17 protein-coding genes are annotated in these 20498 nt (G+C 48.5%); 1 reads left to right on the forward strand and 16 read right to left on the reverse strand.

Translation table 11 applies throughout. From position 1 onward, the window contains the following. Positions 1-11: 11 nt before the first annotated feature. On the reverse strand, positions 12-413 hold the full coding sequence (locus OCV69_RS08180) for a pyridoxamine 5'-phosphate oxidase family protein (protein ID WP_158358564.1): 402 nt from the start codon (positions 411-413) through the stop codon (positions 12-14). 148 nt (positions 414-561) lie between these two features. Here OCV69_RS08180 and OCV69_RS08185 point away from each other — a divergent pair, with 148 nt between their 5' ends. Then, positions 562-888, forward strand: a complete 327-nt coding sequence (locus OCV69_RS08185) for a winged helix-turn-helix transcriptional regulator (protein ID WP_158358563.1) — start codon at positions 562-564, stop codon at positions 886-888. Positions 889-1347: 459 nt separating this feature from the next. On the opposite strand, the gene OCV69_RS08190 is transcribed toward OCV69_RS08185, so the two are convergent. The 15 genes from OCV69_RS08190 to pglZ form a co-directional block, all read right to left on the reverse strand. Beyond that, positions 1348-1713 carry a VOC family protein gene (locus tag OCV69_RS08190; protein WP_262563057.1) on the reverse strand — a complete coding sequence of 122 codons (366 nt, stop codon included), beginning with the start codon at positions 1711-1713 and terminating at the stop codon, positions 1348-1350. 37 nt (positions 1714-1750) lie between these two features. Then, the gene (locus OCV69_RS08195) at positions 1751-2461 is read right to left on the reverse strand and encodes a nucleotidyltransferase family protein (RefSeq protein ID WP_158358561.1); all 711 of its coding nucleotides are present in this window, start codon (positions 2459-2461) and stop codon (positions 1751-1753) included. Beyond that, complete coding sequence (locus OCV69_RS08200) at positions 2458-4800, reverse strand: xanthine dehydrogenase family protein molybdopterin-binding subunit (protein ID WP_158358560.1); 2343 nt, start codon at positions 4798-4800, stop codon at positions 2458-2460. Before OCV69_RS08200 ends, OCV69_RS08195 begins: the two co-directional genes overlap by 4 nt. After that, positions 4797-5264: a (2Fe-2S)-binding protein gene (locus OCV69_RS08205; protein WP_022272981.1), complete on the reverse strand. Its 468-nt coding sequence runs from the start codon at positions 5262-5264 to the stop codon at positions 4797-4799. The genes OCV69_RS08200 and OCV69_RS08205 overlap by 4 nt, the downstream gene beginning before the upstream one ends. Beyond that, complete coding sequence (locus tag OCV69_RS08210) at positions 5261-6151, reverse strand: FAD binding domain-containing protein (protein ID WP_158358559.1); 891 nt, start codon at positions 6149-6151, stop codon at positions 5261-5263. Before OCV69_RS08210 ends, OCV69_RS08205 begins: the two co-directional genes overlap by 4 nt. Beyond that, positions 6144-6299 carry a hypothetical protein gene (locus OCV69_RS08215; protein ID WP_262563058.1) on the reverse strand — a complete coding sequence of 52 codons (156 nt, stop codon included), beginning with the start codon at positions 6297-6299 and terminating at the stop codon, positions 6144-6146. The genes OCV69_RS08210 and OCV69_RS08215 overlap by 8 nt, the downstream gene beginning before the upstream one ends. Before the next feature lie 155 nt (positions 6300-6454). Continuing rightward, complete coding sequence (locus OCV69_RS08220) at positions 6455-7852, reverse strand: uracil-xanthine permease family protein (RefSeq protein ID WP_158358558.1); 1398 nt, start codon at positions 7850-7852, stop codon at positions 6455-6457. A 99-nt stretch (positions 7853-7951) separates the two neighbouring features. Further along, a complete protein-coding gene (locus tag OCV69_RS08225; RefSeq protein ID WP_158358557.1) occupies positions 7952-9103 on the reverse strand; it encodes a glycosyl hydrolase family 18 protein in 1152 nt (383 codons plus the stop codon). 268 nt (positions 9104-9371) lie between these two features. Then, on the reverse strand, positions 9372-11960 hold the full coding sequence (gene clpB / locus OCV69_RS08230) for an ATP-dependent chaperone ClpB (RefSeq protein ID WP_158358556.1): 2589 nt from the start codon (positions 11958-11960) through the stop codon (positions 9372-9374). Between the two features lie 310 nt (positions 11961-12270). Beyond that, positions 12271-12381 (reverse strand): tyrosine-type recombinase/integrase, encoded by a 111-nt coding sequence (locus OCV69_RS17110; RefSeq protein WP_262563060.1) that lies wholly within the window; start codon positions 12379-12381, stop codon positions 12271-12273. Beyond that, a complete protein-coding gene (locus tag OCV69_RS17115) occupies positions 12381-12776 on the reverse strand; it encodes a hypothetical protein (protein WP_331485675.1) in 396 nt (131 codons plus the stop codon). Before OCV69_RS17115 ends, OCV69_RS17110 begins: the two co-directional genes overlap by 1 nt. Positions 12777-12975: 199 nt before the next feature. Continuing rightward, entirely contained in the window at positions 12976-14055 is a 1080-nt protein-coding gene (locus OCV69_RS08245) for a UvrD-helicase domain-containing protein (protein ID WP_158358555.1), read from the reverse strand. Then, positions 14048-15688, reverse strand: a complete 1641-nt coding sequence (locus tag OCV69_RS08250; RefSeq protein WP_158358554.1) for an ATP-dependent nuclease — start codon at positions 15686-15688, stop codon at positions 14048-14050. Before OCV69_RS08250 ends, OCV69_RS08245 begins: the two co-directional genes overlap by 8 nt. A gap of 22 nt (positions 15689-15710) precedes the next feature. Next, on the reverse strand, positions 15711-17828 hold the full coding sequence (gene brxL, locus OCV69_RS08255; RefSeq protein ID WP_158358553.1) for a protease Lon-related BREX system protein BrxL: 2118 nt from the start codon (positions 17826-17828) through the stop codon (positions 15711-15713). Between the two features lie 20 nt (positions 17829-17848). Continuing rightward, entirely contained in the window at positions 17849-20491 is a 2643-nt protein-coding gene (pglZ, locus tag OCV69_RS08260; protein WP_158358552.1) for a BREX-1 system phosphatase PglZ type A, read from the reverse strand. Between the last annotated feature and the right edge of the window lie 7 nt (positions 20492-20498).

Below are 20498 nucleotides of genomic sequence, written 5' to 3' on the forward strand. Positions count from 1 at the left end.
GCTCTTGCTATTTACAGGTCATATTCTTTCGGCGGGTTGCCGGAAAAGTCAGCGATTACTGCGTGTGCGTCCTCAAGATAGAATACCTCAAAAATCGGGTTGTCTGCGGTTTGATACTGTCCCTTTACAATCAGGTTATTCATGCAGCCTTCTTTTACTGCCATGTTGTTCTCAAAAACAACTTTCCCGTTCAAGCGAATCCACGCATACGCCGGAGAAGAAACACAAACTTCAATATAGGGGTTATTCTGAATATCCTTATAAACATCTTTCGTATTATTTGTGCAGAACCACAGCTTTCCGTCCTGCTCAAAGCAGAACATAAACGGACGGCATTTTGCTTTCCCGTCACGACCAACTGTGGCAAGATACTGTACGGGATTTTCCTGTAAAAATTTCACAACTTCATTCATGATAAATGACCTCCTGATATTAAATAAGTTTTTTCGTTTGCAATTTTTCGTTTGCAAGATTATAATAATTCCGTAAAGCCCTTTTGTAAAGTAAGCACATAATTGTGCTATAGTTACCAAAATGAAACTATAGAAAAGGAGAGATACCATGCCAAACGAAAAAAATTTGCCAGCCTGCCCAGTAGAAACCCCCCTTATGCTGATAGGCGATAAATGGAAAGTTCTCATATTGCGTGACTTAATGCCCGGAACAAAACGATTTGGAGAATTAAAAAAATCCATAGGGAATGTTTCTCAAAAAGTATTGACAGCACAGCTGCGTGATATGGAAGAAAAAGGGCTTGTCAATCGAAAGGTTTATGCAGAAGTTCCACCACGTGTTGAGTACAGTCTGACAGAATTAGGTAAGAGCCTTAAACCGATTTTGGACGCTATGTGGAATTGGGGAGAGGAATATAAAGCCCAAAACGTATAAAAAGTATCGGGACAGATTTCATTTTGTCCCGATACTTTTTTGGAATAGTAGGCGGCTGTCTGCTAAGTTCATGTTTGTTACTTTACCGCACATGAGCATTTGCTTAGGGTAGATATTCTATTATTAGTCCCTAACACAAGCGGCAGCAATCCATTCAAAGGACGCTGCCGCTAAATTTTTCCATTTACAATTTTGTCATTCAAGGCTCTTACTGAAAAAATGGTGTAGCAGTGGTGTAGTAAGTGCCTATTTGCTTTGTAAATCTATTGATTTTACAGGCTTTTTCAGGGCTTTTCAAGATATTGCCGTGGCAAATAAATAGCACTTAATCATCTTCTTATATCCCCATTTAAGTCTTGTATTTCTTCTCAAACGCTTGATTTTTCAAGGTTTTCCGGGACTCAAAAGCCTTTTTTAACTTATTCCCACCCGCTCATTCCCTATCCTGCTCCCAAAACCCTAGTCCGTCGTCCTCTGATACTCCAGCGTATATCCATTGGGATCAGAAAAGAAGAAGGAATACACCGGAAATTTCGGGTGGTGAGCCGGCGGGGCAGAAAGTCCCAGAGTCGGTCGGCTCTTTAAGGCTTCATACATGCGGTCCACATCCTCCAGGGACGGCAGATTAAAGGAAATGCACTGGCCTGTGGCCATGGGCCGGGCTGGACCATAATCGCAGAAGGCCAGATAGCCGTACCCGCAGTCAAACCACACGCTGGACCCCAGATCCTTATAAACGGGGAGCCCTAAAACAGTGGTATAATATTTTTTTGTTTCCTCCATATTTTTGCACGGAAAGAATATTACGCTGGATTCTGGTTTCATATGAGACTCCTTTCTTTTTTCCATGGATGTCCCTGGATTACCGGCCAGCCTGGTCCTCCAGGGTATCCACATCCCAAAGTTCTCTCTCTTCCTCTACTTCAAAAAAATGTACCTGGTCCATATGGGCTTTCATAACCCGTTTTCCTCCCCGGTCCCCGGACAGAGCCAGAAGCTCATCCTTATAAAATGCAGAAAACCACACCGGATTCCCCGGCTCCCCCAGGCAGGAAACGCAGCCGATCGGATGGCTTTCCCGGTCTCCTCCTGAGACCTTCTTCATGAATTCCAGAAAAGCTTCCACAGTCCTTTCCGAAAGCCACGGCTGATCGGCCACAAAAAACACATAGACATCCGGCTCTCTCCCGGCCTCCTGCCTGCACATTCCAGAGATCGGGCTGGATTCCGGCATTCCCGCCAGGATCCCGGCCCGGATGCTGTGGGATACTCCCTCCCGGCTCTGGGGGCTGTATACAGGATACAGACGGCCGGAGCCGGCAAGAAGGGCCCTCCGCTCCTTTTCCACAGAGGGATCGCAGACAGGCCCGGGGCCTTCTCCTACTGCCTCCTGCAAAAGCTCCTCATACTGGGACACTACCACGATCTCCAGCTCCTTATGCCTTTCTGCCACAGCCGCCAGCCGGTCCAGCAGATGCAGGTACATGGGATTCTGCCCGACCATATGAAAAAGCTTGTTTTTTCCAAACCGGCGGCTGTTTCCAGCCGCCAGATACACACATCTTATTTTCATTTCTTCAGCAGTCCCATGGCGATCTTCTCACTGGTGATGGGAAGCTCCTTAAACCACAGCCCTGTGGCGTTGGCAATGGCATGGGCAATGGCCGGGGACGGCGTGTTGATGACAATCTCTCCGATGGACTTGGCTCCGAAGGGGCCGGTGGGCTCATAGCTGCTTTCAAATTCTATCCGCAGCCTTCCCATATCCAGCCGGGTGGGGATCTTATACTGCATGAACGAGTTGTTCATCATATGACCCTTTTTGTCGTACTGGACATTCTCATATAAGGCCATTCCAATGCCCTGGACAATGCCGCCCTCGGTCTGGACCCGGGCCAGGTTGGGATTGATGACCGTTCCGCAGTCCACCACAGCCGCATAGTCCAGGATCTCCACATGGCCTGTCTCCTTATCCAGCTCGATCTCCACCGCGCCTGCCATGAACGGCGGCGGCGATACGGGAGAGCTGTGGGTCTCCGTCACCTGGAGGGCTTCCTGGCTGCCGCACATGGACGCCGTCCCCAGGTCTGTCAGAGTCACCGACTCTCCGGTAGCCGGATCCAGGAAGCGTGTCCCGTCAAACTCCAGTTCCGCGCCGGAAACATCCGGAGGCCCGGAAGCACAGGCGCCTGGAGCGCCCAGGCCGCAGCCATCCGCCGCATACCGCGCCCTCAGAAGCTCCGCCGCCTTGTCCTCCATCTTCTCCAGCAGCTTTCCGCAGGCTCTCTCCACGGCCTTTCCCGTCACATAGGTGGTGCTGGACGCATAGGATCCGGAGTCGTAGGGGGAAGCGTCCGTATCCGCCCCGTAAACGGTGATCTGGTCTGTGGAGCAGTCCAGGCACTCCGCAGCCATCTGGGCCAGGATGGTATCGCAGCCAGTTCCCATGTCTGCTGCTCCGATGGTCAGCGTATAGTATCCGTCCTCATTGAGCTTGATGGAAGCCGAGCCCACGTCCACGCCGGAGATCCCGGAGCCCTGCATGGCCATGGCGATGCCGACACTCCTCACCTTTCCATTTCCCATGTCCCGGCAGGGGAATTTTTCCTTCCAGCCGATCATCTCCGCTGTACGCATCAGACATTGATCCAGGGTACAGCTTGCCGCTGTCTCGCCGTAATAGGCCGGCATCACATCTCCCTGACGCACCACATTTTTGAGACGCAGCTCCACCGGATCCATGTGCAGCTTTTCCGCCAGCTGGTTGACTGCCGACTCCACGGCAAAGATCCCCTGGGTGGCTCCGTAGCCCCGGTAGGCTCCCGCCGACATCACGTTGGTATAGACCACGTCGTAGGCAAACCGGTAAGCCCTGGGAGTACCGTACAGCGGAATGGACTTATGGCCGGAAAGTCCCACAGTCGTGGGGCCGTGCTCGCCATATGCTCCAGTATTAGATAAGGTGTACACGTCGATGGCCTGGATGATCCCATCCTTAGTGGCTCCGACCCGCACAGAGACCTCCATCTCATGGCGGGGAGTGGAGGCCGTCTGGCTCTCCGTCCGGGAAAAGATCATTTTGGACGGCCGCCCCGTCTTCCAGGTGACAAAAGCCGGGAAGATCTCAGAAACCACCGTCTGCTTCGCTCCGAAGCTGCCGCCGATCCTGGGCTTCACGACCCGGATCTTCGACTTGGGGATCCCCAGGGCGTTGGAAATGATCCGCCGCACATGGAACACGATCTGGGTGGAGCTTAAAATGTTCAGCCGTCCGTAGGCGTCAAAATAGCAGCAGGTCCGGAAGGTCTCCATCATGGCCTGCTGGTCGGCCAGGGTATGGTATGTACCCTCTGCCACCACGTCGCACTCTGCCAGGACCGCATCCACATCTCCCTGTCCGGATACATCGCTGGCACACAGATTTCTCTTATTGTCCGCGCCCACAGGACAAAGGGATCTCCAGCTGTCCTCGGGATGGACCAGGATCTCGTTATCCTTGGCAGTCCGGAAGTCCAGAATGGCCGGAAGCACCTCATACTGCACCTTCACCAGCTTTAAGGCCCGGTCTACGGCGTCCTCGGTCTCCCCGGCCACAATGGCCACCGGATCTCCCACATACCGCACATGCCGGTCCAGGATCAGCCGGTCGTAGGGGCTGGGCTCCGGATACGTCTGCCCGGCCATGGTAAACCGCTCTGCAGGCACGTCCTCCCAGGTATAAACGGCTGCGATCCCCGGCACCTTCATGGCCGCATCCGTCTTTACAGACTGGATCATGGCATTGGCGTGGGGGCTCCTTAACACCTTAACGATCAGACAGTCCCTGGGGGCCAGATCGTCCATATACACCGGTTTTCCCATCAGAAGCGCCATGGCGTCCTTCTTACGGATCCCTTGATTTACATTCTTCATGACGCTCCTCCCTTCTTTTTATATTCAATAAACGCGCGGATCCCCCGGAGCTGTCCCTCGTAGCCGGAGCAGCGGCACAGGTTCCCGGCCAGATATTCCCGGATCTCATCGTCCGTGGGGTCCGGATTTTCCCGGAACATGGCAATGGCGTTCATGACCATGCCCGGATTGCAGAAGCCGCACTGTTCCGCTCCCTGGTCGGCGATGAACGCGCCGAACTCCTCGGCCTCCTTCTGGAGCCCCTCCAGGGTGTCGATCCTGTGGCCGTCGGCCCGGGCCGCCAGGACAGAACAGGAAAGGACCGGCTTATCATCCATAAACACGGTGCAGAGGCCGCAGTTGGACGACTCGCAGCCCCGCTTCACGCTGAGACAGCCGTGATCCCGTAAAAAATCAATGAGAAGCCTGTCGTCAGAGATCAGCGCCTCCACATTTTTCCCATTTAAGACCAGTGAAATCTTCATGCCCTCTGTCCCTCCTTCTCTTTTGTCAGGCAGGCCGGAGCGCCGGCTCCTGCGGCCTGTCCGCTTCCGCCGTACAATGCTTCCATCAGTCCCCGGTACAGGAGAACGCCCGCCAGGTGGCTGCGGAATTCCTTTCCCGCCCGGATATTGCTGCCCGTGGGGACCACAGATGCAAGCTCCGCAGCCAGAACCTTCCGCTCTTCCTCTCCGGAGCCCTGAAACCGCTCCAGCCATTCTGCCGGAAGCTCATAGGATCTGGCCCGGGCCGGAGTCGCCCCGAAAACAGCCCGTCCGGCAGCCCGTTCCCCTTCTCCGGATCTCCATCCTTCCCCAACGGCCACCGCACAGGCCATCACAGGAAAATCCGTCTTTGTGTTCCGGTGGGACAGGTAGGCGTACCGCCGTTTTTCCTTCTTTACGATGACCCTCACCAGAATATCATTTTCTGCTCCCTCTGCCGCAAACCGCTCCATGGGCACCAGACCTCCATGGTACAGCTCCACCCAGGAATCCAGGGCCAGGAACATGGTCAGCACGTCAGAAAATCCAAACCGTCCAAAAATACTGCCGCCCACGGTGGCCAGGTTCCGGAACTGGACGCCCACGATGTGACGCAGGCTCTCCCGGACGGCCCCGCCGGTCATGGCGTCAAGCCCCTTATGGAGCTCCAGATCCCTTAAGCTGGTCATGGCCCCGATCCTGTATTCCTCCTCCGTTTCTTCAATACCGGAAAGTCCCAGGTCCGACAGATCGATGACCGTCTGAACCGTTCGGTTCTGCATTTTCAGCCACAGCATGCCGCCGAGGATATGGGCCGATTTCTTCTGGTTCCGCACATAAGCGTCCTCCAGGCTCTCCGCCCGCACATATTCTCTGAATTTAAGCATCTGTTTCCCTCCTCCATATGATCATCTTTTCTCCCATGGCCTCTGCGGTCTGTGCCGTCATATGATACAGACCTCCGGCCATCCGGATAAAATTCACTTCAGCATTTACGCCCATCTGCCAGAAAAGCAGGGGCCTTTTCCGTTCCATGATCCTTTTCTTCTATGATATAAGCCGCAGGGCGGATATTTTCCACTTTTACTTTCTAAAAAGGGCCCTTCTGGATCTCTTCTGGTACGCCCTGGTATCCAGATACCTCCCGGCCTCCTTCCTGTTTTCAGTCCGGAAGCCAGCAGCCAGGCTCTTTAAGCCTTCTTCTCCCTGGGGATCACAATGTTCAGGACAATGGCCAGGATCGCTGCCGGAACGATACCGGAGCCTCCGAAGATCAGCTGTACTGCCTCGGGAAGTCCGGCGATCACTGCGCCATTGGCACCAATACCGTAGCCAAGTCCCAGGGCCGTGGATACGATGGTGATGTTCCTGGCTGTCAGCGGCTCCTTTGTGATCAGCTGGATGCCGCTGATGACGATGGATGAAAACATCATCACCGCCGCTCCGCCCAGAACGCTCTGGGGCATAATGGAGATCAGCGCCGCCAGCTTGGGGAGCAGGCCGCAGAACACCAGGAATACGGCTCCTGTGGCCAGGGCATGCCGGTTGACGATCTTTGTCATGGCCACCAGGCCCACGTTCTGACTGAAGGATGTGTTGGGCAGCACGCCGAACAGGGCTGCAAAGCTGGAACCCAGACCGTCGCAGATAACGCCGCCGGAAAGCTCAGAATCGGTCGCTTCCCGTCCCATGCCGCCTTCCATCACTCCGGAAATATCGCCCACGGTCTCCACTGCCGTTACGATGAACATGATCAGCACCGGGACGATGGCGCGCAGGTCAAAGACCAGGGGGACCGGCATCAGCTTCGGTATGGAAAACCAGGAAGCCTCCGCCACCTTGTCCCAGTTTAAAACCCATGCCTTGGTATACTCCACGCCATCGGCAGTGATGCCGGTGGGGGATAAAAACAGGCCCATGACAGCCGACGCAATATATCCGGCGATGATGCCGATCAGAATGGACGATGCGCTGGTCATGCCCTTTGTTCCGTGCTTGAACGCGATGATCACCACCGTCACAAGAGCGCCCAGAGCCAGGTTCTCAAGGGAACCAAAATCGGCTGCCGCGTTTCCGCCGCCAAAGGAGCCGACGCCCACGGATACCAGGGACAGGCCGATGGAAAGGACTACTGTTCCAGTGACCACTGCCGGGAAAAACCGTCTCAGGGGCTTTAATAAAAAGCCCAGGACCGTCTCAAACAGGCCGCCCAGGATGGAGGCCAGCATAATGGCCCCGTAGCCGGCAATGCCGCCGCCCATGACCTTTGCCACACTGTTGAATACGCCAATGAAGCCGGAACTGGTCCCCATGATAATGGGTACCTTTCCTCCCACAGGACCGATGGCATAAAGCTGCACCAGTGTCACGATCCCGGCCACCAGCATGGCGTTCTGCAGCAGATCCACCTGCAGCTCTGCAAATTCGCTGCCTGCTCCAATGCCGCAGGCGCCTGTGATGATGAGGATCGGAGTCAGATTTCCCACAAACATGGCCAGCACATGCTGAAGCCCCAGGGGAACTGCCTTTGTGAGCGGAAGCTTCCCATAAAAGTCAAACGCCGCTCCTTTTGTTTCTGCTTTTTCCACTTTTCTCTCTCCTTTTTAGCCTTTTTCTGCTTTTTTCAGCCCCTCTATCATGGGCGATAGGAGAAAAAAAGTCAATAACCCAATGAATATTCAGAAACTTTAATTATTTCTAATAATTCGGAATTTTTCTTCCATTAAAAGCCAGTTGGGACGGAAAAAATTCATCAGCTGCCAGTAACCGGCCCCCAGAAGGCCATATTCCCGGATCAGGTCAAACTTTCCCTGAATGCTCCGCACATCCTCAAACCAGATCCCATGCTGGATCCCGTACTGCCAGTAACGAAGGTATGGGGACCAGGCCGTCTCGTCGAACCGGATCGGGACTCCATGATCGATGGCCCGGGCCACCGCCTCCCGGTTGCTGATGGACTGGGCCTTTGTGGTCCCGCGCACATAGGGAAGGGGCCATTCATACCCATAATTGGGGATCCCCAGGCTGATCTTTTCCACCGGAATGGCTGAAACCGCGTACTCCACCACCCGGCGGACCATATTGAGGGGGGCTACGGCCATAGGCGGACCGTATGTATATCCCCATTCATACGTCATCAGCATCACCCGGTCCGCCGCCTCCCCTAACAGACGGTAATCGATTCCTTCATATAAAAGTCCCTTCTGGTCCGGCGAGGTTTTCGGAGCCAGGGCCACAGAGACCGGATAACCGAATACCTGGAGCACACGGCGCACACGGCCTGTAAATTCTGCAAAGGCCGGCCCGTCCTCTGCCCGGACATACTCAAAATCAATGTCCAGCCCCCGGTAGCCCTTTTCTGTCATCGTCCGTCCCAGCTCCCAGATCAGCCTCTCCTGGAGCCTTCTGTCCTCCATCAGCGCCGTCACCAGATTGTTGTTAAAGCGGCCGTCTGCACCCAGGGGCGTCAGGACCATCACGGGATCCACACCGGCATCCGCTGCCTGGCGGATCAGCCAGGTATCATCGGACGAAGGCGGGATCAGTGTTCCCTGTTCTGTAAAGCCGTAGGAAAAAATATAAAGATCTGTCAGAAACGGAAGCGTCTGCTCCGCCGTCTCCCTTGAAATAAACGGATATGCATAACCAAATGAGTATAGCTCCCGCCTGGACTGTTCCCGGTCCGCCGCCGGTCCTTCCGGAATCAGGAGCGACTGGCCCACAGCCAGGCGGTATGGATATTCTATCTGGTTGGCCCACAGAAGCTCTCCCACAGGGATACCGGCCGTCTCTGCGATCCGGTCCACATTGTCTCCTTCCTTTACCACGTAAACTGACACGTTCTCCCGCTCCCCATCCATTTCTTTCCTATTAATATATGAGCATGGGCTGTCCGGGGGAACGAAAAAACGCACCTGCGTGCTTTTCCGCCTGCGGACGGGCCGCTTTTTTGCTCCCTCTGCGGAAAAACTGCTTCCGGCCCATGGCTGTCCCTGCGGAGCGTTTTAATATCATGGGACGCATTTTCCCATGATATAAAAATACCCGGAAAAGAACGTTCCCATATGGAACCGTCCCTTCCGGGTGATTTCAGTCATATCCGTTCAGTTATCGTTCAGCCAGCGCCGTCAGCCGTCCGTCCACCACATCGATCAGGATGGTATCTCCTGTATGGACGCCGTCGGAAAGGATCAGCTTTGCCGCCAGGGTCTCCACATTTTTCTGCAGATACCGTTTCAGCGGTCTGGCTCCGTAAACCGGATCGTAGCCATTGTCCACGATGAACTGCTTTGCCTCATCGGACAGGGCGATGGTCAGCTCCTTATCGGCCAGACGCCGGTTGATGTCTGCCGCCAGAAGATCCACGATCCCTCCGATGTTGTCCTTTGTCAGAGGCTTAAAGAGGATGGTCTCATCCAGACGGTTTAAAAACTCTGGACGGAAATGGGCCCGAAGGTCGTTCATGACCATCTGCTCCGCCTCCGGCCGGATATTCCCGTTCTCATCGATGCCCTCTAGGAGATACTGGGAGCCGATGTTGGAGGTCAGGATGAGGATCGTATTCTTAAAGTCCACGGTCTTTCCCATGGAATCGGTGATCCGCCCGTCGTCCAGTACCTGTAAAAGCACGTTGAACACGTCCGGATGGGCCTTTTCCACCTCATCGAATAAGACCACACAATAGGGCTTTCTGCGGACTGCCTCGGTCAGCTGGCCGCCCTCATCGTAGCCCACATATCCTGGAGGAGCACCGATGAGACGGGACACGGAATGCTTTTCCATATATTCGCTCATATCGATCCGCACCATGTTGTTCTCGTCATCAAACAGGCTCTCCGCCAGGGCCTTGGCCAGCTCCGTCTTTCCGACGCCAGTGGGGCCTAAGAACAGGAAGGAGCCGATGGGCTTGGTGGGATCCTTGATCCCGGCCTTGGACCGGATAATGGCCTCTGTGACCTTCTCCACGCCTTCATCCTGGCCCACCACCCGCTTATGGAGCTGTTCATCCAGATGAAGTGTCTTATTCCGCTCACTTTCTGTAAGCTTTGCCACCGGGATCCCCGTCCACCGGGAAATGATCCTGGCGATCTCCTCTTCTGTAACGCTTTCATGGACCAGGCTCAGATCCTGGTTCTTTACCTTTTCCTCCTCGGCCTCCAGCTCCTTTTCCAGCTGCGGAAGCTTTCCGTACTGGAGCTCCGCTGCCTTATTCAGGTCATACTTCTGCTGGGCGTCCTGGATCTGGCGGTGCAGGCTCTCGATCTCCTCACGGAGGCTGGAAAGCCGGTCCACCGACGCCTTCTCGTTCTCCCACTGGGCCTTCTGGGAGGCAAAGGTGTCATGAAGCTCCGCCAGCTCCTTCTGGAGATCCGCCAGCCGCTCCTGGCTCAGATGGTCGGTTTCCTTCTTTAAGGCTGCCTCCTCGATCTCCAGCTGCATGATCTTCCTGGACAGCTCATCAAGCTCGGTGGGCATGGAGTCCAGCTCGGTCTTTATCATGGCACAGGCCTCGTCCACCAGGTCAATGGCCTTATCCGGAAGGAACCGGTCGCTGATATACCGGTTGGACAGGACCGCCGCCGAAACCAGGGCCGAATCGGTGATCTTTACTCCATGGAAGACCTCATACCGGTCCTTCAGTCCCCGGAGGATGGAGATGGTATCCTCCACCGTGGGCTCATCCACCGTCACCGGCTGGAACCGCCGCTCCAGGGCCGGATCCTTTTCAATATATTTCCGATATTCGTCCAGGGTCGTGGCGCCGATGCAGTGGAGCTCGCCCCTGGCCAGCATGGGCTTTAACATATTTCCGGCATCCATGGAACCCTCTGTCTTTCCCGCTCCCACAATGGTATGAAGCTCATCGATGAAGAGAATGATCTGCCCCTCGCTCTTTTTCACTTCCTCCAGAACAGCCTTTAACCGCTCCTCAAATTCGCCCCGGTATTTGGCTCCTGCCACCAGTGCTCCCATATCCAGGGAAAACAGCTTTTTATCCTTTAAGCCCTCCGGCACATCGCCGCGGACGATCCTCTGGGCAAGGCCCTCCACCACGGCCGTCTTTCCGACGCCTGGCTCGCCGATGAGCACCGGGTTATTCTTTGTCTTCCGGGACAGGATCCGGACCACATTCCGGATCTCCGCATCCCGGCCGATGACCGGGTCCAGCTTCTGGTCCCTGGCCCGCTCCACCAGATCGGCCCCATATTTATTTAAGGTATCATAAGTAGCCTCTGGATTGTCGCTGACCACCCGCTGGTTTCCGCGGACGGTGGAAAGAGCCTGTAAAAAATTGTTCCGGTCAATGGCATATAAGCGGAACAGCTCCTTTAAAGCCCGGTTGGGCTCCCTTAACAGGCATAAGAACAGGTGCTCCACGGAAACGTACTCGTCTCCCATGGCCTTTGCCTCATCCTCTGCGCTGATGAGGACCTTGTTCAGATCGTTGGTCAGATAGACCTGGCCGCCGCCGGAAACCTTCGGAAGCTTATTTAACGCCTGCTCCGCCTCGTTTAAAAACTGTCCGCCGGAGATTCCCATTTTCGTTACCAGCTTCATGATCAGGCTGTCCTCCAGCCGCAGGAGGCTCACCAGAAGATGCTCCTGGTCGATCTGCTGGTTTCCATATTCATAAGCCAGCTTCTCGCAGCCCTGGACGGCCTCCACTGACTTTTGTGTAAACTTACTGATATTCATATACAATCCTCCTTTTGAAAAGGAAATGGTCTTGTTTATTTGTTCTAGGCAGAATATAACACATGTTATTAGCACTGTCAAGAGGTGAGTGCTAATTTTTTTTTGAAGAATTTGTGAATCCTTGATTTTACTGGTCTCACAGGGATTTTTCACTTGCTTTTGCACTCGATTTTCTTGATTTGACCACATTTTTACGACAACGACTTATGGTTTATACCACAGCAGTCACAGTTTCTGGCAGGTTCATTTTAGACATCTCATTCTCCACATGAGACTTCTCTACAATATGATTATAGACATTCATTGTGATCTATGCATCTGAATGGCCCATGACATACTGCATAACTTTGGGGTTGACATTGTTCTCACCCAGCCTGGTACATCCCGTATGACGAAGGGTATGCGATGAAATAGGGGGCATCAGCTCTGTCTCTCGCTTCTCATCTTCTGCCAATTTACTTTCTTATTATAGGCATTGACGATATTTTTCAGAAAGCTGTTCACTCCCGCCGGCATGATCGGACGTTCATGCTTTGTATTGAAAATAAATCCACTACGTCCACCAATCTCCACATTACTCTGTAAACCGGGCATCAGGTTCAGTTCTCTCTGCTTACGGAACACATCATATACCATCTGTGTCATAGGAATATCTCTGATGCCTGCATCCGTTTTAGTTCCTAAGTCATGGAAGCAATAGCCTAAGTGTTCATCTATTTCAGCTTCCATCATTTCCTTGATGGTGCCGCCAAGCAGATCTTTAAGGGCATCTTGAATGTCCTGGGCAGACTCGATGTCATACTCCTGCAGGAGCATCTGAATGATATTTTCTTTTTCCTTCAGTCATTTGTACTTTGTGTACGGTTTTCTTTTCTCTTGCCATGATAAAAGGCCTCCTATGATTTATTATCTTATCATAGAAGACCTTTTAAATCTTTATTTACATAAAACTTTCATAGACTCTTCAACGATGGGGGGATTTTTCTGCCTTTTTCAGATAATTCTCTTCAGTTATTTATCCATCTATCCACATTTCTCCAATATCCTCAGAAGGAATCTTTTTTGTTTTATATACAAAAGCTACACTATACTTCGCTCTGGTAACGGCCACATAAAACTTTGAAAGACTTTCAGCTTTCATATCCTTCGATTTCCCTGACAGCCAATTTAACATTGGCTGTGTTGGATATATCAAAACTCTGTCGAAAGTAAGTCCCTTTGATGATCCAAAAGTCGTTACTTCAAATTTTGTATTTACCTTAGTTTTTTTGTCATATCTAAGCTGTATCGGATTATATGTTTCCATATAGCTATCAATATTTTTTTCGTTAATCCAAAATATTCCATCATGTCCCGTTTTTTCATTCATAGCAGAATCACATGGCTTCATATCAGGATACATATGATTTGCAAGATTACATATGATCTGATTATTTCGATGAGATGTAGATAATGTTGTGGTATCAATATTCATTCCGGTAATATTATCCTGCACAAAATCCACTATTTTCCCACCTGCATACTTTTTATGTTTTGCTTCGTAATGAGTTCGATATGTCGTCTGACGGGGATCTCCTACTAAAGTCATATTGCAGCCAACCTCGTATAGCTTTTTTATAACTTCTAAATCATATCCGGCAAAATCTTGTATTTCATCTACAAAAACATAAGAAAAAATTTTTCGTATTCTGCGAAATACACAGCCATTCGATAATCCATCCAAAACACATGGCAGTTTTGAAATCATATTTGAATATACATTACCGGAAGCCGTGACATATTTTTTCTCATTTGTATCCTTTAGTCTCAATAAATTTTTATCTGCCTTATTCACTAATAACACACCGGATACCCTGTTATTTATAAGATAGCTTTGGTAAGGTCGTATACCATGCTTGATTAGCAGCGAAAACCACGGCATAATAGTTACATTGGATGGAATACAACCATTTATTTCGTAAAATTTGTCTCTAATGCTTTGTTCATTAGCATCGGTATAAGTTGTTATCAAAACATTTTCAGAAATCTCCAATGCCTTCTTTACAAGAAATGTTGTTTTTCCTGCCCCTGCCGCCGCAATAATTAGACTACTCATTTTTTATTGCCCTCATTATATACTCAGGATATTTAATTTTCGTAGCCGATTCAAAAATTGCTATGGCACAATCCGTCTTATGAGCGTGCATATATTTGTGCATCTCATCATCCGTATCGTAGTTAGTTCCAAATATATTATTCATTGCTTCTCGCCCATTTTCTTTCAATATTTTCGGCTCTAAGGTATTATAATTAAAATCCTTATCTGACAGTTTCAAGTCACCTGTATCCACTACCTCATCAACGCATATATGGATACATGGTATTTCTTCGTATTCTCTGTACTTTTTCTTAACAGCTTCAATATTTCCATCGTTGTCCGTAACAACAACCGTTTCTTTGTTTAATATCTGTGCAATTTCAAGATACCGCTTAAATGTCACCCCACCTACGGTCATTACATCTATTCCGTCTTGGATAGGAAGCCGCCCCTCATGAGTGTCCATATATGCCCGCTGAACAACCAGCTCATCTGAATCGCCCTCTACTAAGATTGATTTTTTACAAAGAATCAGTCGCAGTGTATCATAACCTGCCACTTTTTTGAAAAATTCAAAAGTTTCTTTTTTGAGCGATTGCATCGAGCAACAATTATCGTCTGAAAGTAAAATTAAATTTTCCAGTCCGAGTTTATTAGCGACAAAGCTACTATGCGTTGATGCTATAATCTGTCTACCAGATGCAGCCTTTTCTATAACTCCCATCAATTCGCTTAATCGAGAAAAAGACAAATGACTTTCAGGTTCTTCAATCAAAATAATACTTGCTTTTTCTGCCTGTTTATGACTTAAAGCTAATTGTGTTTTTATAATACATTGTGCACCTTTTCCAGCATGAGCAAATGGGATTCCATCCACCTGCGTAACCAAACTTGACTCCCAGGAATTTTGAACTCCCTGATCAGCACTCAATGATAATTTCCCATTCATAACCGTAGACGCTGCACTAATTTTCTCATTGATTGACTGAATTGCTTCATTTTGTGCAAACTCATCTATCATATTTCTATGGGCTTGTGTTATTGCTGTTATGTCCTCTGGTTCAAGGAAATCCTTTACTACTCTGGAAATATATACATCAGACCCATTTTGGTATCTGTAATTTGACGAATCAATCATTACAGATTTTATTGGTATAAATCTGGGCATTTTCTCATCTCGGCTAAAAGAGAACCATTTAGCTTCATAAAATTCAATAGGCAAACTTGTAAGTTTTTCTGCTTTCAACAAACTTTCATATTCTGAATTAAATTTATCGGAAAAACTAATCGTGAATCTGATTCCCTCTATACCATCACTTTTTTCAGAATTACCATTTCCCTCATATTCAGGCAATGTTCCACTTTTGAAATATAACTCAATCATTATTTCTGGGGGTGCAATCGGATGTCCATTTTCCACTGATGTCAGGTATTCCTCAACTGCTTCTCTATTAAATAAATATGTTGACAGCTGATTTCTAATATTTCGCCCAGCATACATACCAGTTAAAGCCACATGAATGGCTTCAAGAATAGTAGATTTTCCAGATTCGTTATCCCCAACCAGAAGATTGATATTTTCATTAAATTTTATTTCAAACGGATTTTTAAACTTCTTAAAATTTTGAATGATTACCTTCTCAATAGCCATTCATAGCCTCCTATCTTCGATTTTACTCTACCCCCAACGCCTTAAACACCGCATCTTCCGCACTCTGATACGGAATCAGCTGAAATGCACTCATCAGATCAGCCGGAACACTTGCGAAATCAACAAACGAGGTACTCGGAATCAGCACCTTCCTTGCACCGCTGTCCAGGCATACCTGAAGCGTGTTTGCAAGTTCATCCACCTTTATCATTGTGCCGCTGATTGTTATATCTCCCAACACTGCCAAGTTGCTGACAACAGGCTTTCCAATGGCAATCGAACAAAGTGCAATCAATGTTGGAAGTGCCAGTTTATCTGTCATGCCGATACCCTGCAAATCCTGATAATTGATGATGTAGTCTTTGGTCGATGTGCTGATAGAGCCACTGATCCGATTGCCGTTGGCTTTCAGATAATTAAATGCCGTGTTCACCGCTTCCTTGCATTTAGAATCACTGCCTAAGCCAGTCCGTTCAATTTTGCCATTGCCTGGAAGCATCTGGCTTTCCAAACGAAATACACCAATCATGCCGCTTTTTCCTCTGGATACGGTATAAATCTGCCCCGGGTTACACATTCCATCCGGTATCAGCTTACCACCACCCTGTTCTGGTACGGAAACATAATGTTCTGACATATCTTCTAGGTCTATATAGGAGAAGTTCACATCATAAAACTCCATGCCACCCAGCTTCTTCAATTGCTCCTTGACACGGCGACGCATTTCCAATGCAATCTGAATAATTTCTTCCAGTTCTTCTTTGGTAAACTCACCATTTGGGTACATCAACTTCAGATAACCGTCTATCATACGACGAACCGCAATTGTATCACGCTGATTCAGATTTCTCCCCAAGCGGAAGTAGTGATCAAGTGCATCTCCATACTGCTCCTTGCGAAGCTCTCGGATGAACTCTGCCAAATAGTCACTGATAAAACCGTAATCATCGGTAAAATGCTCCGGTCTGAACTTCGGTATCTCCCATCCTGGAAGATAACAATGCATACGATCAAGAAATGCTGTATCTGTTCCCATTTCCTGCGGGAAAGGTGCAAACAGACTGGACGCTTTCAACAGCACGTCCACACTCTGATTGATATTTCCCACAAATACCATGGACGCAGTAGCAGCTTTTTCTTCTTTGCCACGGGCAAAAGAGCCGGATGCCATATAATCCTTCATAATCTGAATGCCATCTTTATCTTTAAACTTGATACCTGCCACTTCATCAAAGGCTACACAATCCCATAAGCCGACCAGTCCGACCGTTTTGCGTCCCATATTGTAAAACAGGTTTGCAACCGTCGTCTGTCCACCGGAAATCAAAATACTGTTCGGTGAAATCTCTTTGTAAAGATGAGATTTACCGGTACTTCTCGGTCCTAGCTCACAAAGATTAAAGTTATTTTCAACTAATGGAATCATGCGGGTCAGGAGCAGCCATTTCTCACGATATGTGAATTCATCTGGCTCCATGCCGATAGAACGAAGAAGAATATCCAGCCATTCATCTTTCGTAAAAGCTTTTCGTCTCTGCTTCAGTTCATCAATATCAATGTGCGGCATCTGGATCGGTGTCAGCTTACGGATACTGATTGGTGAAATATCTTTCTGCTTTTTCTGTTTGGAACGAAGCGGATTTCCATCAATGTCCTCAATACCAAAATTATTGTCGCCTTCAACCTCATAATCCAGCTGAACAATACACCAGATACCGCCGCAGAGCAGGCGATCAAATTTTTCCGGATATTCATCGGCAATCGGTACATTACCAATGCCCAAATTAGAAAACTCTGCAAAAAAGCAATCCTTTTTCATATCCAGTCGAACAGTCACCATATCAATGATTGTGTGACTGCCTTTTTTACGCAGCTGAGACAGAATTTTCTGTGATTCATCCGGGCGTACAAAGTTGTCAGCAAGAATACGCTTCACATTCTGTACGCCTTTCTCTATAACCGTCTCATCATCTGAACTGCAATACTGTCCCAACAAAAACTCAAGAACATACACTGGGACATTCGCCCCTTCTTTAATTTTCTTTGTCAGGTCTTTCCGAACAATCTTACCGTCAAAGTTCTGACGGAGCTTGTTCTTTATTTCTTCACGGGTACTTTCACCCTCTGCAAATTGCTCCATCTTTCTCTCCTCCTGCGGCATTAATTAAAAAAATCAAACTCGTCCACCGCAAAGGCGATGTCAATCTGGAATGGCTCCCGCTGTAGCAGCTGTAATCCCTGTACATCTGCAATTACCAAATAATAAGTAGCTGTATTGCTGTATTTCAGAGATTTCAAATTAAACTGACAACGGAAAGTTCTTTCTGCACCGTTATCGCTGGTCTTATCTGCAATAATCTTCTGAATATCACTAATCTGTTTGCCGTCCTCATCTGTAAAATAAACTTGATAGGTTGCTGCTTCACGATTTGTACTGACCGCATCTTTTTGATAGAAGTTCAACGAAAAAATCATATTGCTGATCTTACGGTTTGCGGACAGTAAATTAACCGTTACCGGCTTAGTATCATATTTCTGCTTATTTCGCTTATATTCCATAGAATCGTTGCGGAGATAATGATACTCAATCACTGGAACAACCATTTCCTGCAAACTGATACCACCATGCACAAAATTCATACCGCCACCATTCATTTTGATACGAATACTTTCTCTCGGTGCAAATCCATCGAATTCCGTATTTCCGCCTAAGAATTTTACAGGCATCAAGTAATCTGGTTGCACACCCTTCTGCATAATTGCATATCTTCTGCCATACTCCACACATCGCCTGATACTTTCTTTTTTTGTAATGTCAGTGTTTGTTACATCCACATCAAAAAATCCTCTTTTATCTACTTTGTCCTCTTCCTTCAAAGGACTGTATGTATAAAGAAATCCATGATCTGCCGTAATTAGAATATTCGTTCCACCAAATTCATTTACAATGATACGCACGAGGTTCTTCAATTCTGAAATCGCCTTGTCACACGCAGCAAAAACAGCAGTATCCGAAGTGTGGCTGGCTTCATCTATGGTATCGTGGTAAATATAGACCACATCCATACCTTTTACCAAAGCACTTCTTTCCGCTCGTTTCATAGCAATGATATCATTATACTTTAAAGCCACGCTTGCCGAATCTTCTGTTTTCAGAACCTTATCCCTATAAGTACTTGCCGTAGACTGTCCATCTGCCAAAACCGTCAAAATATCGTTCCGAACCTCTACTGTCAGTTCTTTGTGCGGCAACAAAGCTGCCATACCAAACTTTGTAGTAGAAGGGAAGATGCTCTGCATACTGCTGATAGAAACCTTACTTTGCGTTTCTCGCTGAAGCTGATCTGCCATCGTAGCTGCCACTTCATAACGCATGGCATCTGAGATAATTACAAATACTTTCGTATCCGAAGTCTGAATGCGAGAACGGTAAAAATCCTCCTGTTGCGGTACTTCCAGAACTTTACCGTAAGTTGCCAGTTCATCCGCACATACATCCGACCAGTTGTTGCCCAACTCACCTAAGAACCAGTGCGTATAAAGTCCTTCCACCTTATCGACAACATGCTTGAACAAATCATCCAGCAGAATATTGGAAGTCTCCAAACTCTTTTGAAAACTAAGATGGAACAAACGGTAATACGTGTCCATCTGATAGTAACTCTCAGTATATTCTTTCCAGATACTTTTCGCCTCTGCGGTATGGAATCCGGCAGAATGTTTCTTAAAGAAACTTTGCATATTCGCCACTTGTAAGATACCGTCATAAAAATTTTCAAATGGCTCATACCATACACAGGTTCTACGTTTTTCAACGGTATTCGTAATGGTATCCACATCAATGATATGGTCACTGATCTCTGTCATTAGCTTTGTCAGAATTACTTCATTAATACACGGAAAGCACTCTGTTCCTACCAAATCCTCTACTGCCAGCTTTTCAAAGCGCTGATGCAGACGGGCTTCATCCTCAACATAACGTGCCACATCATATAATTGCGGAATGTTATCACTATGAAGCCATTCAGAAATAAAATCATAGCAATATGCCTGATGTGGCATGGAAATAAAACCGTCCAATCCGGCAAGATATTCCTGCCGCATGGTACGGGTCGCTGCAGTTAAAAGCAGATGAATTGCCAACCGCCCAAGGTCTGGTTTTTCCTCCACAAATCCGCATCCCTGACGAACCATCGCCCAAAAAGCTGCGTCTGCATGATATTTTACAAAATCCTGATAAACCGTATTATTATTCAAATCCAGTCCCGCCTGGAACACACTACGGAGAATCATATTAGGCTGTGCATCTTTCAATCCACAGATTGCCGCCATGACAGCCATGTGTAACTGTGCCGGTGTTTCCGGAACTTTATTCTGTGTACTAACTTTCAAACGACGGTCTTTCGCATTGAAGTAAGCACGATAATTTTTAACCTGTTTCCTCATTGCCGGATTTGATATAAGTCCCATCTCATCCATCCAGATAGAAATCAGATCTGCCCGAAACTCTTCACTGTAAAGCTCTACATCCAGAAGCCAGTTATCATCCGGGCGATTATAGACACACGGACTGTAAACCAGATAATTTGTGGTCAAATCATCTACTGAAAGCAGTTTTTTTACAGAAAACGCATTATTTCCTGTCAGCGCAATCACCTTTGCATTTTCCAAAACCACTTCATCCAGTTTATCCTCAAATTCCTTATCTTCATCATACCAGAAAATGATACGACGCTGATAAAACTCAGGCAGAGGTGCAGCAAATCTGCGATTTAAATCTTGTATTATTTTATCTGTATCCATGCTGTCC

This window comes from Alitiscatomonas aceti (genome assembly GCF_025567195.1).
Taxonomy (GTDB): Bacteria; Bacillota; Clostridia; order Lachnospirales; family Lachnospiraceae; genus Alitiscatomonas; species Alitiscatomonas aceti.

Bases quoted from the DNA above. Each gene is read 5' to 3' on its own strand.
- OCV69_RS08180 (WP_158358564.1), bottom strand. From the start codon at position 413: ATGAATGAAGTTGTGAAATTTTTACAGGAAAATCCCGTACAGTATCTT.
- OCV69_RS08185 (WP_158358563.1), top strand. From the start codon at position 562: ATGCCAAACGAAAAAAATTTGCCAGCCTGCCCAGTAGAAACCCCCCTT.
- OCV69_RS08190 (WP_262563057.1), bottom strand. From the start codon at position 1,713: ATGAAACCAGAATCCAGCGTAATATTCTTTCCGTGCAAAAATATGGAG.
- OCV69_RS08195 (WP_158358561.1), bottom strand. From the start codon at position 2,461: ATGAAAATAAGATGTGTGTATCTGGCGGCTGGAAACAGCCGCCGGTTT.
- OCV69_RS08200 (WP_158358560.1), bottom strand. From the start codon at position 4,800: ATGAAGAATGTAAATCAAGGGATCCGTAAGAAGGACGCCATGGCGCTT.
- OCV69_RS08205 (WP_022272981.1), bottom strand. From the start codon at position 5,264: ATGAAGATTTCACTGGTCTTAAATGGGAAAAATGTGGAGGCGCTGATC.
- OCV69_RS08210 (WP_158358559.1), bottom strand. From the start codon at position 6,151: ATGCTTAAATTCAGAGAATATGTGCGGGCGGAGAGCCTGGAGGACGCT.
- OCV69_RS08215 (WP_262563058.1), bottom strand. From the start codon at position 6,299: ATGGAACGGAAAAGGCCCCTGCTTTTCTGGCAGATGGGCGTAAATGCT.
- clpB (WP_158358556.1), bottom strand. From the start codon at position 11,960: ATGAATATCAGTAAGTTTACACAAAAGTCAGTGGAGGCCGTCCAGGGC.
- OCV69_RS17110 (WP_262563060.1), bottom strand. From the start codon at position 12,381: ATGCCCCCTATTTCATCGCATACCCTTCGTCATACGGGATGTACCAGG.
- OCV69_RS17115 (WP_331485675.1), bottom strand. From the start codon at position 12,776: ATGCTCCTGCAGGAGTATGACATCGAGTCTGCCCAGGACATTCAAGAT.
- OCV69_RS08245 (WP_158358555.1), bottom strand. From the start codon at position 14,055: ATGAGTAGTCTAATTATTGCGGCGGCAGGGGCAGGAAAAACAACATTT.
- OCV69_RS08250 (WP_158358554.1), bottom strand. From the start codon at position 15,688: ATGGCTATTGAGAAGGTAATCATTCAAAATTTTAAGAAGTTTAAAAAT.
- brxL (WP_158358553.1), bottom strand. From the start codon at position 17,828: ATGGAGCAATTTGCAGAGGGTGAAAGTACCCGTGAAGAAATAAAGAAC.
- pglZ (WP_158358552.1), bottom strand. From the start codon at position 20,491: ATGGATACAGATAAAATAATACAAGATTTAAATCGCAGATTTGCTGCA.